The organism is Rhizobium sp. BG4 (assembly GCF_016864575.1).
Taxonomy (GTDB): domain Bacteria; phylum Pseudomonadota; class Alphaproteobacteria; order Rhizobiales; family Rhizobiaceae; genus Rhizobium.
Window position 1 is genome coordinate 1,323,285 of the sequence record NZ_CP044125.1, and the last position, 14,157, is coordinate 1,337,441.

The window sequence follows — 14,157 nt, forward strand, 5'->3', positions numbered from 1 at the left end:
GGTTTGCTTGCCTGAAGTGCTATCCATAAAGCGCGCCAGACCAGGTTGACGGCAGTGTCAAATTTGCCCCCGAATTAATGATTAATGTAAAAACACCGTTTTCAATAGCGTTGAAAGCTCGACTTCCCGCCTCATTTCTTGACGGACAAGGCCGGGTATAAGATACGAGTAACATATCCTGACTAAGGTGTAAGGCATGTATCGCGCCCTCACACGAGATATAGAAGTTGTCGTCGAGCCGTTTTATCTGGAGGAGCAATCCGATCCGGACGATGACCGCTATGTCTGGGGATATCGCATCGTCATCAGCAACAATTCCGAGCTCTCTGTAAAACTCGTCAACCGTTACTGGAACATAACGGATCAGAACGGCGTGGTTGACGAAGTGACGGGACCGGGCGTGGTTGGCGAGCAGCCGCGGCTGGAGCCCGGCGATACCTATGAATACTCATCGGGATGCCCGCTCGATACGCCATCGGGGCTGATGTTCGGCCATTACCAGATGGAGACGGATGAAGGCGAGCTCTTCGATGTCGAGATACCCGCCTTCTCCCTGGATTCACCCGGCCTGCTCAGAGTGCTGAACTGACCGTTATTCGGCTGGCTGAAGTTCGGCAGGCTCGAAGCGGTAGGTCGTCGAGCAGAACTCGCAGGTGACCGCGATTTCGCCATTCTCCTGGCTCGCCTTGATCTCGTCTGCCGAGAAGCCCTTCAGCACGCCCTTGATCTTGTCGCGCGAACAGCTGCAGCGGTCGAAGACCTCCTTGGCGTCATAGACGCGCACGCCGCGCTCGTGGAAGAGGCGGAAGAGCAGACGCTCGGTTCCGACCTGCGGGTCGGTCAGCTCGTCGGCATCGATGGTTTCCACCATCGTGCGTGCCTCGGTCCAGGAATCGTCTTCCTTCAGCGGCTGGCCGCTCTCGTCGCCATCGCCACCGTGCAGATCCTGCTGGCGCATGCGCTCCGGCGCTTCCGGCAGGAACTGGGCGACGAGGCCGCCTGCCCGCCAGCGATGGCGCGGCTTGCCGCTGTCGTCACGGTCGAGCAGTTCGGCTGCAGCGAGACGAACCCGGGTCGGGATCTGCTCGGACTGGCGGAAATAGGTGCCGGCAATCTCTTCCAGCGAGGCGCCGTCGAGCGCGACGATGCCCTGATAGGGCTGGCTGAACTTGCCCTGGTCGATCGTGAAGGCGAGCACGCCCCTGCCGAGCAGCTGTTCGGGCTCGGTCTGGCCGGCGGCGATCGCTTCGTCGAGCAGCGCCTGATCGAAGCGCGCATAGGCGCGCACATTCTCAGGCGTCGAGAAATCGGCGACCAGCAGATCGACGGGGCCATCGCCCTTCGTCTGGACAGTGAACTTGCCGTCGAATTTCAGCGACGTGCCGAGCAGCACCGTCAGCACGATCACTTCGGCGAGAAGGCGGGCAACGGGTGCGGGATAGTGGTGGCGCTCCAGGATGGCGTCCAGCATCGGGCCGAGCTGGACGGCGCGGCCGCGCACATCCAGACCTTCAACCTGAAACGGGACAACATGATCATCACCGGCGAAATCGAACTCGCCAAGAGCGGCTGCAGCTTCTGCCATGGTCTTACTCCTAGTATTCAGAGCGGCAGACCAAGGCGTCTCTCCGCTCGCGCGGCCACGAGGCCGTCAGGCCGGATGTGGCGTCCAGTATGGTTCAGATCGCGCCCAGGCACCATGCAAGAATCGACTTCTGCGCATGAAGACGGTTTTCCGCTTCATCGAAGACCACGGATTGCGGGCCATCGATCACTTCGTCCGTGACTTCCTCACCACGATGGGCGGGCAGGCAATGCATGAACAATGCATCCTTGCCGGCCTTTGCCATCAAAGCCTGATTGACCTGATAGGGCTGGAAGACGTTGTGACCGCGAGCCCGATGTTCCTGATTCATGGAGACCCAGGTATCGGTTACCACGCAATCGGCGCCTTCGACCGCACGGTCGGCATCATGGCTGAGCAGGATTTCGGCGCCCTCATTGCGGGCCCAGTTCAGATAGTGATCCTTCGGCTCGGAACCAAGGGGTACGGCCATGTTCATGCGATAGCCGAAACGGGCAGCGCCTTCGACCAGCGAATGCAGCACGTTGTTGCCGTCGCCCGTCCAGGCGATCGTCTTGCCCTTGATCGGGCCGCGATGCTCTTCGAAGGTCATGATATCGGCCATGATCTGGCACGGATGGGTATCGTCGGTCAGCGCGTTGATGACCGGCACGGTGGCATGCTCGGCAAGCTCGAGCATGCGGTGATGCTCGGTGGTGCGGATCATGATCGCATCGACATAACGCGACAGGACCTTGGCGGTGTCGCCGATCGTCTCGGCGCGGCCGAGCTGCATTTCAGTGCCCGAGAGGAACAGTGTCTCGCCGCCGAGCTGGCGCATGCCGACATCGAAGGAGACGCGGGTACGTGTGGACGGCTTTTCGAAGATCATCGCCAGCATCTTGCCGGCGAGCGGCTTGTCGCCGGCGCCTGCCTTGAAAGCCTGCTTGCGCGAGATCGCATCATTCATGATGACGCGCAGATCGGCGGAGCTGACCGCCGAGAGATCGAGGAAGTGTTTGGGGGAAGCCATGTCGTCCTTACCTGTTTGCCTCGTAAGGCATCTATCCGTTCAAGCCGTCTTCTTGGCCTTGGCTGCGCGAATGCTCTCGGCGGCCTGCTCGATGCGTGCGAGGCCTTCGCGGGCTTCTTCCGCAGTCACCACCAGAGGCGGCAGGAGACGGATGACGTTATCGCCCGCCGGGACACCCAGCAGATGCGCGCTACGGATCGCAGCCAGGAGTTCGCTCGAGGGAACGACGGCCTTGATGCCGAGCAGCAGGCCTTCGCCGCGGATATCCTCGATCACGTCAGGATAGCGATCCTTCAGCGACGCCAGGCCCTGGCGGAAGACCAGCGACACGTCGCGGACGTGCTGCAGGAAGCCATCGGCGAGCACGATATCGAGAACGGCACTGCCAACGGCCATGGCGAGCGGATTGCCGCCATAGGTCGAGCCATGTGTGCCGGCCTTCATGCCGGAGGCCGCGTCAGCCGTTGCAAGGCAGGCTCCGAGCGGGAAACCGCCGCCGATGCCCTTGGCAACAGCCATGATGTCGGGGCTAACGCCGGACCATTCATAGGCGAAGAACTTGCCGGTACGGCCAACGCCGGTCTGGACTTCGTCGAGGATCAGCAGCAGGCCATGCTCATCGCAAAGCTGGCGCAGCGCCTTCATGAACTCGACGGTCGCTGGGCGGATACCGCCCTCGCCCTGTACGGGCTCGATCAGAATGGCTGCCGTCGCGTCGGTGATCGCCGCGCGGACGGCTTCGACATCGCCGAAAGGCACCTGGTCGAAACCGGGGGTCTTCGGACCGAAGCCTTCGAGATACTTCTCCTGGCCGCCGGCGGCGATCGTCGCCAGCGTACGGCCATGGAAGGCGCCTTCGAAGGTGATGATATGGAAGCGCTCCGGATGGCCCTTCGAATACTGGTAGCGGCGCGCGGTCTTGATCGCGCATTCCAGGGCTTCCGCACCCGAATTGGTGAAGAACACCTTGTCGGCGAAAGTCGCTTCCGTCAGCCGCCTGGCGAGCTTTTCCTGACCGGGGATCTCATAGATATTGGAGAGGTGCCAGACCTTCTCGGCCTGCGCCTTCAGCGCATCGACAACGTGAGGATGGCTGTGGCCAACGGAGGTCACGGCAACGCCCGCGCCAAAATCCAGATATCGCTCGCCGGTCTCGGTAATCAGCCAGACGCCCTCACCTCGCTCGAACCGCAGAGGGGCACGAGAATAGGTATCATATAGCGGCGCGGCTTCAGCCATGGCGCGGTCTCCTGTCAGCGTTATGGGCAACCGGACTCCGGCTAAAAAACCAGGTCCGAAAAATTAAAAATGCCGCCTCTCGGCGGCGCTGTGCACTATTTACTTTTCGCACTGCAATGTCAACAAAACTACGGCTTTCGTGGCTTCTGGGTGACGCTCAAGCGATGTCGCGTTTCATCAACAGCTAATGTTGCAGAAATGACTCTGTGGGGAAGCAAGTTGGGGAAAACTTGAAATTCGATTCATCCGGATTCCCGCGACTCTTGTCACGGAGTCAGCCTCACACTAGGTTAAAACTCAATTACTAGACTGCATGCGGCGGAACTAGTCACCAAAATTAGTCAAGCGTTTCTTGTGTCGGATTCATCCGGGGCAAACGGTGAAGGATTCTGCCTTCACAACGCTTAAACGGCGGAGACACAGGGCATGAACTGGACAGACGAGCGGGTCGAGAAACTCAAGAAACTGTGGTCCGAAGGGTTGAGCGCGAGCCAGATCGCGGCGCAACTTGGAGGCGTGAGCCGGAATGCCGTTATCGGCAAGGTTCACCGTCTGGCACTGCCGGGCCGTGCCAAGGCCGGCGGCAATGCGACGGCGGCACGAGCTCCGAAGCGCACGACTTCGGCACCGCGCGCTCCGAACTATGCATCGCGCATGACGACCCGCACCGTTGCCCGCCCGCAGGGCGCAACGATGCTGAAGGAAGAGATCGAAATCGACGTCATGGAGGAGATGGAATATCGTCCGGCTTCCAACGTTGTCGTGCCGATCTCGCGCCGTCTCGGCCTGACGGAACTGACCGAGCGTACCTGCAAGTGGCCGGTCGGCGATCCGCTGAAGGACGATTTCCATTTCTGCGGCTGCGAAAGCCCGGATTCTTCGCCCTACTGCACCTATCACCAGCGCCTGGCTTACCAGCCGGTCAATGATCGCCGCAGGGCCGCAGCCCGGGCAAACTGAGCCGGGTAAAGACAAACGAAAAACGGGCCTTTCGGCCCGTTTTTTTGTATCTGCTTGTCAGGAGGCCGTAGCCTCCTTGATCACTCAGGCTTCCATGGAATAACCGGCACCGCGGACGGTGCGGATGACATCCTGCATGTTCGAGAAGTTGAGCGCCTTGCGCAGGCGGCCGACATGGACGTCGACGGTACGCTCGTCGACATAGATGTCGTGACCCCAGACGCCGTCGAGCAGTTGCGAGCGCGAGAAGACGCGGCCCGGCGACGACATCAGAAACTCCAGGAGGCGGAACTCGGTCGGTCCGAGACGGACTTCGCGGGTCTTGCGGTGAACGCGGTGCGTTTCGCGGTCGAGTTCGATATCGCCGCACTTCAGCACGGTCGAGAGAACTTCCGGCTTGGCGCGGCGCAGCATCGCCTTGACGCGGGCAACGAGCTCGGGCGTCGAGAACGGCTTGACGACATAGTCGTCGGCGCCGGTCGACAGGCCGCGGACGCGCTCACTCTCTTCACCGCGCGCCGTCAGCATGATGATCGGCAAGCGCTCGGTTTCCGGGCGCATGCGCAGCCGGCGGCAGAGCTCGATGCCTGATACGCCAGGCAGCATCCAATCGAGGATAAGAAGGTCCGGCGTGCGCTCCTGAAGGCGGATTTCCGCCTCGTCGCCGCGCAGGATGGTATCGACTTCGAAACCTTCGGCTTCGAGATTGTAGCGAAGAAGCACGCTCAGTGCTTCTTCGTCTTCAACGACTGCAACTCTCGGGATCATTCTATTCTGTCTCCTGAGGCCCGGTCCGGATGATTATTCCGTTACCGCGCCGACGGTGTTGGCGGTGTCGTCCTTCGGACGCTCGCCTTCCGGCTGAGCGCCGGTCGCCATGTAGTAGATGGTTTCAGCAATGTTCGTGGCGTGGTCGCCGATGCGCTCGATGTTCTTGGCGCAGAAGAGCAGATGCGTGCAGCTGGTGATGTTGCGCGGATCTTCCATCATGTAGGTCAGGAGCTCGCGGAACAGCGACGTGTACATCGCGTCGATTTCCTCGTCGCGCTCGCGGATCGACTTCGCCTTGTCGGCAGCGCGCGTCGTGTAGACGTCGAGCACCTCCTTCAGCTGGACGAGCGCGAGCTCGGAGAGATGCTCCAGGCCACGGGCGAGCTTGCGCGGAACGCCGGTGCTCTGCACGGCGATGACGCGCTTTGCGGTGTTCTTGCCGAGGTCGCCGACGCGCTCGAGGTCTGCGGCGATGCGGATCGAACCCATGATCTCGCGCAGGTCCGACGCCATCGGCTGGCGGCGGGCGATGGTGACGATCGCCTTGTCGTTGATCTCGCGCTCGGCGTGATCGAGGATCACGTCGTCGGAGATGACCTTCTGCGCCAGCGCCGCGTCGCCGTTGACGAGGGCGCGGACAGCGTCGGAAACCATCTGCTCGGCCAGGCCGCCCATTTCGGAAATGCGGCGCGAGAGGAACTTCAGGTCTTCGTCATACGCAGAAAAAATATGTGTCGATGCCATGGGGAAAGTCCTTGAGTGTCTATCGGGGGTCGTGACGCCAAAGATCAGCCGAAGCGGCCCATGATATAATCCTGGGTGCGCGGATCGTCCGGATTGGTGAACATCTTGTCGGTGTCGTTCTCCTCGACGAGGTTGCCGAGGTGGAACATGGCCGTGCGCTGCGAAACGCGGGCGGCCTGCTGCATGGAGTGCGTGACGATGACGATCGTGTAGGCTTCGCGCAGCTCGTGGATCAGTTCCTCGACCTTTGCGGTGGCGATCGGGTCGAGTGCCGAGCACGGCTCGTCCATCAGGATGACTTCTGGCGAGACTGCAACAGCGCGGGCGATGCAGAGGCGCTGCTGCTGACCACCGGAGAGGCCGGTGCCGGATTCATGAACGCGGTCCTTGACCTCGTTCCAGAGGCCGGCGCGCTGCAGGCTGGTCTCGACGATCTGGTCCATGTCGGCCTTGGTCTTGGCGAGACCATGGATGCGCGGGCCGTAAGCGACGTTCTCATAGATCGACTTTGGGAACGGGTTCGGCTTCTGGAACACCATGCCGACGCGGGCGCGCAGTTCGACCACGTCGATATCCGGATCGTAGATATCGTCGCCATCGAGCGTGATCTTGCCGGTGACGCGGCAATTGTCGATCGTGTCGTTCATGCGGTTCAGGCTGCGCAGGAAGGTGGACTTGCCGCAGCCGGACGGGCCGATGAGCGCCGTAACGGTGTTTTCGCGGATGTTCAGCTTGACGTCGAAGAGGGCGCGCTTTTCGCCGTAATAGACGGAAACGTCCTGGCCGATCATCTTGTAGGGAATGCTGTTCATCTTCTGGTCCAGAGCCTTTTCAACTGCTGCTTCTGTCAACATGTTCATTGGGTTTTACTCCGTTTACCAGCGGCGCTCAAAGCGACGGCGCAAGAGGATGGCTCCTAGGTTCATGACGATCAGGAACAGGAGAAGGACGATGATGGCACCCGACGTACGTTCGACGAAGGCGCGTTCGGCTTCGTTGGCCCACATGTAGACCTGGACGGGGAGCGCCGTGGACGGGTCGAGAGGCGTGGCCGGTGCATTGGCGACGAAGGCGACCATGCCGATCAGCAAGAGCGGCGCGGTTTCGCCGAGCGCGTGCGCCAGGCCGATGATGGTGCCGGTCAGGATGCCCGGCATGGCGAGCGGCAGCACATGGTGGAACACCATCTGCATCTTCGAGGCGCCGAGACCGAGAGCGGCCGCGCGGATCGACGGCGGGACGGCGCGAAGAGCCGCACGCGTCGCGATGATGATCGTCGGCAGCGTCATCAGCGTGAGCACCAGACCGCCGACCAGCGAGGCCGAGCGCGGCATGCCCATGAAGTTGATGAACACTGAGAGACCGAGCAGACCGTAGACGATCGAGGGAACCGCAGCCAGGTTGTTGATGTTGACCTCGATGAGATCCGTCAGCCGGTTCTTCGGTGCGAATTCCTCGAGATAGATCGAGGCGGCGACACCGATCGGCAGCGACAGCACAAGAACGATCGCCATCAGATAGAGCGAGCCGATGAGGGCAACGCCGAGGCCGGCGGCTTCAGGACGGCTGGAATTGCCGTTGACGAAGAGGCCCGTGTTGAACTGCTTGAAGAGAGCGCCGCTCGACTTCAGTTCGTTCATCCAGCCAACCTGCTTGTCGTTGACCTTGCGGTTCTTCTCATCGACGCTCAGATCGATCTGGCCCTTGTTGGCGCTGTCGACATTGGCGTCGGCCAGAACCGTGACGTTGATCGTCTTGCCGATGATCGACGGGTCGGCGACGACCATGTCGCGCAGCTGGATCGGAGCGCCCTTGGAGAGCATCGCCGAGGCATCGCGCACGTCGGGACGGCTCGATGCGTTGATGTTGAGCTGCTTGACGATGGCGTCACGCAGCAGGGCGCCGTAATTGGCGGCGATCAGGACGGACGGATCGGTCGCGCGCTTGTTGCTCGGATCGATCGTCTTTTCGGTGAACTCGATCGGCAGCGAGATCGCGGTCTGCTGGAAGGCCGTGTAGCCCTGACGGATGACCGTCGACAGCAGGATGACCAGGAAGATCAAGCCGAAGGAGATTGCGGCAATGCCATAGGCCTGGAAGCGGCGTTCGGCGGCATAGCGGCGCTTGATGCCGATGTCCCGGCGCGCAGGCGCCTTGGATACGAGAGTGCCGGAAACCGGAGAAGCGATATTCGTCATTCGTACTGCTCCCGGTATTTGCGCACGATGTAGAGCGCGTAGATATTGAGGCAAAGCGTGATCAGGAAGAGCGTGATGCCGAGCGCGAAGGCGACGAGCGTCTGCGGCGAGGTGAATTCAAGGTCACCCGTCAGCTGGTTGACGATCTTGACGGTCACAGTGGTCATCGGCTCGAACGGATTGATCTGCATGCGGGCGGCAACACCGGCTGCAAGCACGACGATCATGGTTTCGCCGATGGCGCGCGAGGCGGTCATCAGCAGTGCGCCGACGATGCCCGGGAGAGCAGCGGGAAGCACTACCTTCTTGATGGTTTCGGAGCGCGTGGCACCGAGGCCGAGCGAACCGTCACGCAGGGCACGTGGCACGGCGGTGATGATGTCGTCCGACAGCGAGGAGACGTATGGGATCAGCATGATGCCCATGACGATACCGGCGGTCAGAACGCTCTGTGCCTGGATGAAGTTCGTGTAGTTGCCCGTCAGGAGGCCGCTGACCTGCGAGGAAAGATCGCGCAGGAACGGGCCGACGGTGACGAGGGCGAAGAAGCCGTAGACGATGGTCGGGATACCGGCCAGAACTTCGAGCAGCGGCTTTGCCAGCGAGCGAAGCTTCGGCGAGGCATATTCGGCCATGTAGATCGCCGCAAACAGGCCGACCGGAACGGCGACCAGCATGGCGACGAAGCCGATATAGAGCGTGCCGAGCAGCAGCGGGATGAGACCGAACTGGCCTTCCGACGAGCTGCCGGCGCCGGCAAAGCGCGGATCCCAGACGGTGCCGAAGAAGAATTCGAGCGGTGGGACGCTGGCGAAGAAGCGCAGGGCTTCCGACAGCATCGACAGAACGATGCCGATCGTCGTCAGAATGGCGATCGAGGATGCCAGGAGCAGACCCCAGAGCATGACGCGCTCGACGCGGTTACGGGCGCGGAAGCGGGGCGTGATGCCGCGCAGCGCATAGAGCGCACCGGCAACGGCAAGCACCAGCACGATGGCGCTCATGATCAGGCGGCTGCCAGCGCTTTCGGCGTTCAGCAGCTTGGCGGCGTCCAGCATGTAGGGCTGCGGCTCGCCGGCGAGCGGAACGCCCTTTTCGTTGAGCTTGGCCTGGACGGCCTTGGTGTCGGCACCGAGCGCGGTGAGCTCGTCAGCCGTCAGCAGATTGAACCCGCGGCCGATAGTGGCGACCATGCTGTAGCTCAAGTCCTGCTCGGCAGCACTCTTGGCCTTCACATCTTCAGGGAAGGCGTTGCGGACGGTGGATTCGATGATGCCCGGGCTGGCGGCGAGCCAGACACAGAGAACGACGAGGGCCGGAAGGACGGCCCAGATGGCGGCATAGGCGCCGTAGTAACCCGGCCGCGAATGCAGCGCGGAAGACTTGCCCCCGGCAAGCGCCGTGGCACGGCTGCGGGCGGCCACATAGGCCAGCGCGCCGAACACCACGAGACACAAGAGTATAATGGATGTGCTCATTCTTTACGTCCCCAGGCGCTCAGCCCCAAGAGCATATGCGGCGATGTCCCCGCACAGCTTCCCAATCATGGACAAACTCAAAACCTTGCCATGCAGCGGCAAGGGTACTGTCATTAGAAAACCGGCGCGGCACCCCCTGATGCCGCGCCGGCTTATGCATTACATGGTCTTTTCGGCTTCGACGGCCTTGCGGATTTCTTCGCGCTCGGCGTCCGGAGCAGCAACCAGGCCGTATTCGACGAGCGGGCTGTCAGGGCCGATCATCTGGTCGGATACGAAGAAGTTGACGTATTCCTTCAGGCCCGGGACGGCGCCGAGATGTGCCTTCTTGACGTAGAAGAACAGCGGGCGGGAAACCGGGTAGGTGCCGTTCGAGATGGTCTCGGTCGACGGAACGATGCCGCTCATGGTCGCGACCTTGAGCTTGTCAGCGTTGTTTTCGTAGAAGGAGAGACCGAAGACGCCAACGCCGGTCTTGTTGGCAGCGATGCGTGCCAGCGTTTCCGGATAGTCGCCGTCGATGTCGACTGCAGCGCCGTCCTTACGGACTGCAACACAAGCCTTGGCCTGAGCAGCCTTGTCGGTGATTTCCTTGGCGATAACTTCCTGAGCGCCCGAAGCCTTGCAGCCTGCAGCGAGAACGTTCAGTTCGAAGACTTCGCGGGTGCCGTGCTTTTCGCCCGGGATGTAGGCAGCGATATCAACAGCCGGGAGCTTCGGGTTGACTTCCGACCACTTCTTGTAGGGGTTGGCAACGAGCTTGCCGTCAACGACGACCTGAGCGGCCAGAGCCTTGTAGAGGTCTTCCGGAACGTAAGCGACGTCGGGGTTGGAAGCGTCGGTTGCGAAGACGATACCATCATAACCGATCTTGACTTCCTGGATGTCCGTTACGCCCGCAGCCTTGCAGGCTTCCATTTCGTTCTTGTTGATCGGACGCGAAGCGTTGGCAACGTCGATCGTGTCTTCGCCGACGCCCTTGCAGAATTCCTTGAGGCCAGCGCCCGTGCCGCCGGATTCAACAACCGGCGTCTTGAAGTTGGTGAAGGTTTCGCCGAAGGACTCGGCAACGATCTTGGCGTAAGGCAGAACGGTGGACGAGCCGGCAACCTGGATCTGGTCGCGAGCGGCTGCAGCGCCTGCAAAAGCAACGGTTGCGGCGAGAGCGGCAACGGTGAGTTTAAGCGTGTTCATCAGAAAAATCTCCCGGCATTGGGCTTTGTGTGGGCAGGCCCCCCAGGGCCCTCGCATTGCCTTTTTTCATCGGCAGCCACTCTTTAGCCCCTGATGCACAGAGCTTTTATGTCACTTTGATGAAACATTTGTGACAGTCTAAAATACTGAAATTCATAGATAAAATTTTTCGATGTAATGGGTGTGTTGCGGCTTTATGTCAAAACCGCACGGTAAAGGCCGTTCCCTTGCCAACCTCGGACTTAACGATCAGCCGTGCACGATGGCGGGTTAGGATATGCTTGACGATGGCAAGCCCCAGACCGGTGCCCTTTTTCGAGCGGCTGTCCTCGATATTGACGCGGTAGAAGCGCTCGGTAAGGCGCGGCACATGCTCGGCGGGGATGCCGGGTCCGCGGTCCGCGACGGTGACTTCGACAGGCTGGCCCTGGCCGTTCTTGATCGAGACGTCGACCGTCTTGCCTTCCTGGCCGTATTTGCAGGCGTTCTCGATCAGGTTTTCGAAGACCTGCACCAGTTCGTCGCGGTCACCCAACACCTCCGCCCGGCCTTCCGGCAGATTGAGATTGATCTCGACGCCGACATCCTTCGCCAGCGGCTGCAGGGAATCCCGGACATGGCCGAGCAGCGGCACGAGATCGACCTTTTCATCGGGCGCGATATGCGACTTCAACTCAAGCCGCGACAGCGACAGCAAATCGTCCACGAGACGGCTCATGCGGGTCGTCTGGTCGAACATGATGCCAAGGAAGCGTTCCTGCGCCTTGGCATCGTTCTTGGCCGGACCTTGGATAGTCTCGATGAAGCCGCGCAGCGAGGCGAGCGGCGTGCGCAGCTCGTGGCTGGCATTGGCGACGAAATCCGAGCGCATACGGTCGATGCGGCGGACTTCCGAGATATCGCGGAAGGAGAGCATGAAGAAACGCTCGCCACCCTCCCCCTCGCCGAGATCGATCGGGGCGCTGCGGACGATATAGACCCGTTCGGAAGGAAGCCGCTCGGAATGCTCGATCTGGTTCGGCGCATTGGTGGCGATCGTTTCGCGCACCATGTCGAGAATGCCGGGCGAGCGCAGGCGCGCCGAAAGATGCGCACCGATGATCATCTCGCCGAAGGCCTTTTCGGCCGCGCGGTTCTGGAACAGCACCGAGGCATCGCCGGAGAGAACCATGACGGGGATATCGAGCCCGGCAAGCGTGGCGGCCACTTCAGGCAAGCGGCTCTTCGGCGCTTCCGGCTCAGGCTCAGGAATTTCGGCAAGCTTGGCCTGCACTGCCGGTTCGGCATTCATGACGACGACCAGCAGCATCAGGATGACAAGCGCCAGCACGCCCCATTTGTTCATCCCCGAGACCAGCGCCACCAGCCCGATGACCAGAGCGGCGAGAAGCACGGGGCGTTCCTGCCTGATGCGGGCCATCAGCCCCGATGTCCACGGCATTTCCTCTTCCACTTGCCCCTCGCCCGGCTTTCAGTCGCAATCATTGCTTCAAACTTTGCCTGATAGCCGTGATTCATGACAGAAGTTTTCGACTGCTTCCACCAAGCGAAAAAGCCGCAGTGGAAACACACAACTATTTTCATACCGCGGCGAGCAATTTGATTTTTAACGCGAAATATGATCGCCTGCTCAGAAGCCGAAGCGCCGGGAGGAAATGATGGCCGAAGATGTCGAGAGCCGCGCAGTCGAACTGGATATCAGAGGCAAGAAGCGCGTCTTCGATGTGGACGATCCGGTGCTGCCTGCCTGGATCGACGAAAAGGCACTCGAATCCGGCGACTTTCCCTACAAGAAGAAGCTGAAGGAAGAAGAGTATCTCGAAGACCTCGATAAGCTTCAGGTGGAGCTCGTCAAGGTGCAGTTCTGGCTGCAGGCGACCGGCAAGCGCGTCATGGCGGTGTTCGAGGGACGCGATGCGGCCGGCAAGGGCGGCGCGATCTCGGCCTCCTCCGGCAAGATGAACCCCCGCCTTGCGCGTGTCGTCGCGCTCGCCAAGCCGAACGACCGCGAGCTCGGGCAGTGGTATTTCCAGCGCTATATCGCGCAGTTTCCAACGGCCGGTGAATTCGTGCTCTTCGACCGTTCCTGGTATAACCGCGCCGGCGTCGAGCCGGTCATGGGCTTCTGCACACCGAAGCAATACGAGGATTTTCTCGAGCAGGCGCCGCTGCTCGAAAAGGTCATCGCCCATGAGGGCATCTATCTCTTCAAGTTCTACCTCGATATCGGCCGCGAAATGCAGCTGAAGCGCTTTCATGACCGGCGGCACGATCCGCTCAAGGTTTGGAAGCTATCTTCCATGGATATCGCGGCACTGACGAAATGGGGCGACTACAGCGACAAGCGCGACCGGATGCTGAAGGCAACGCATACGGACGCAGCGCCCTGGACCGTCATCCGCGCCAACGACAAGCGGCGCGCCCGTCTCAATCTCATCCGTCACATGCTGAAGACGATGGATTATGACGGCAAGGACGAGAAGGCGATCGGCGAGCTGGATGAGAAGATCATCGGCTGGGGTCCGGGCTTTCTGAAATAGGAGTGAAGATGCGGCCTGCGGCTGTAATCGGCGGACTACTCGTGATGATGGGGCTGGCGGCTGAGGCGCAGGCCTGCGTGCTGCTGCAGGATGTCGATTACAGCGTGCTCTACCGCTCGGATGCGATCGTCCGCGCCAAGGTCGTCGGCTATCAGGCGCGTCCCGAGCAGAAGGATGCGCTGTTCCGCCTGGAAATCGAGCAGGTACTATCAGGCAAGCCGCTTGCGGCACCCGTGATCGAAGCGCGCTGGGAACGGCGCTACAAACCGGCGCCGCAAATCTGGGATGGCTACAACAACGTCATCGTCGGCCTGAAACTGACCAATGGCGCTCCAGCATTGATCGTGCGCGAAAGCTGCGGTTTCGACGGCATCGTCGAGGATACGCCGCAGGACCTCTCGATTCTGCTCAGCCAGGCACCCGGCACCTGACGCGT

At 61.1% G+C, this 14,157-nt stretch carries 14 protein-coding genes; 4 read left to right on the plus strand and 10 right to left on the minus strand.

Annotation, left to right across the window (positions count from 1 at the left end; translation table 11 throughout):
- Positions 1-196: 196 nt before the first annotated feature.
- Positions 197-589 (plus strand): Co2+/Mg2+ efflux protein ApaG, encoded by a 393-nt coding sequence (gene apaG, locus F2982_RS06940; RefSeq protein ID WP_199626117.1) that lies wholly within the window; start codon positions 197-199, stop codon positions 587-589.
- Between the two features lie 3 nt (positions 590-592).
- On the opposite strand, the gene F2982_RS06945 is transcribed toward apaG, so the two are convergent.
- The 3 genes from F2982_RS06945 to F2982_RS06955 all read right to left on the minus strand — a co-directional run bounded on the left by F2982_RS06945 (position 593) and on the right by F2982_RS06955 (position 3,836).
- Positions 593-1,585 carry an Hsp33 family molecular chaperone gene (locus F2982_RS06945; protein ID WP_112713526.1) on the minus strand — a complete coding sequence of 331 codons (993 nt, stop codon included), beginning with the start codon at positions 1,583-1,585 and terminating at the stop codon, positions 593-595.
- 94 nt (positions 1,586-1,679) lie between these two features.
- Positions 1,680-2,597 (minus strand): ornithine carbamoyltransferase, encoded by a 918-nt coding sequence (gene argF, locus F2982_RS06950; RefSeq protein WP_112713528.1) that lies wholly within the window; start codon positions 2,595-2,597, stop codon positions 1,680-1,682.
- Positions 2,598-2,636: 39 nt separating this feature from the next.
- Positions 2,637-3,836: an aspartate aminotransferase family protein gene (locus F2982_RS06955; protein WP_203429645.1), complete on the minus strand. Its 1,200-nt coding sequence runs from the start codon at positions 3,834-3,836 to the stop codon at positions 2,637-2,639.
- Positions 3,837-4,262: 426 nt separating this feature from the next.
- On the opposite strand from F2982_RS06955, the gene F2982_RS06960 reads away from it, so the two are divergent.
- The gene (locus F2982_RS06960) at positions 4,263-4,796 is read left to right on the plus strand and encodes a GcrA family cell cycle regulator (RefSeq protein ID WP_112713532.1); all 534 of its coding nucleotides are present in this window, start codon (positions 4,263-4,265) and stop codon (positions 4,794-4,796) included.
- 84 nt (positions 4,797-4,880) lie between these two features.
- On the opposite strand, the gene phoB is transcribed toward F2982_RS06960, so the two are convergent.
- From phoB to phoR, 7 genes are all read right to left on the minus strand, one after another.
- Entirely contained in the window at positions 4,881-5,564 is a 684-nt protein-coding gene (gene phoB / locus F2982_RS06965) for a phosphate regulon transcriptional regulator PhoB (RefSeq protein ID WP_112713534.1), read from the minus strand.
- A gap of 33 nt (positions 5,565-5,597) precedes the next feature.
- Complete coding sequence (gene phoU, locus F2982_RS06970; RefSeq protein WP_112713536.1) at positions 5,598-6,311, minus strand: phosphate signaling complex protein PhoU; 714 nt, start codon at positions 6,309-6,311, stop codon at positions 5,598-5,600.
- 44 nt (positions 6,312-6,355) lie between these two features.
- A complete protein-coding gene (gene pstB / locus F2982_RS06975; protein ID WP_112713538.1) occupies positions 6,356-7,171 on the minus strand; it encodes a phosphate ABC transporter ATP-binding protein PstB in 816 nt (271 codons plus the stop codon).
- A 15-nt stretch (positions 7,172-7,186) separates the two neighbouring features.
- Positions 7,187-8,509: a phosphate ABC transporter permease PstA gene (pstA, locus tag F2982_RS06980; RefSeq protein WP_203429646.1), complete on the minus strand. Its 1,323-nt coding sequence runs from the start codon at positions 8,507-8,509 to the stop codon at positions 7,187-7,189.
- Entirely contained in the window at positions 8,506-9,987 is a 1,482-nt protein-coding gene (gene pstC / locus F2982_RS06985; protein WP_203429647.1) for a phosphate ABC transporter permease subunit PstC, read from the minus strand. Before pstC ends, pstA begins: the two co-directional genes overlap by 4 nt.
- Positions 9,988-10,146: 159 nt before the next feature.
- Positions 10,147-11,181, minus strand: coding sequence for a substrate-binding domain-containing protein (locus F2982_RS06990; protein WP_112713544.1), 1,035 nt, complete (start codon positions 11,179-11,181; stop codon positions 10,147-10,149).
- A 199-nt stretch (positions 11,182-11,380) separates the two neighbouring features.
- On the minus strand, positions 11,381-12,601 hold the full coding sequence (gene phoR / locus F2982_RS06995) for a phosphate regulon sensor histidine kinase PhoR (RefSeq protein ID WP_203430022.1): 1,221 nt from the start codon (positions 12,599-12,601) through the stop codon (positions 11,381-11,383).
- A gap of 238 nt (positions 12,602-12,839) precedes the next feature.
- Here phoR and ppk2 point away from each other — a divergent pair, with 238 nt between their 5' ends.
- Positions 12,840-13,721: a polyphosphate kinase 2 gene (ppk2, locus tag F2982_RS07000; RefSeq protein ID WP_203430023.1), complete on the plus strand. Its 882-nt coding sequence runs from the start codon at positions 12,840-12,842 to the stop codon at positions 13,719-13,721.
- Positions 13,722-13,729: 8 nt separating this feature from the next.
- On the plus strand, positions 13,730-14,152 hold the full coding sequence (locus F2982_RS07005; protein WP_148194478.1) for a hypothetical protein: 423 nt from the start codon (positions 13,730-13,732) through the stop codon (positions 14,150-14,152).
- Positions 14,153-14,157: the final 5 nt, after the last annotated feature.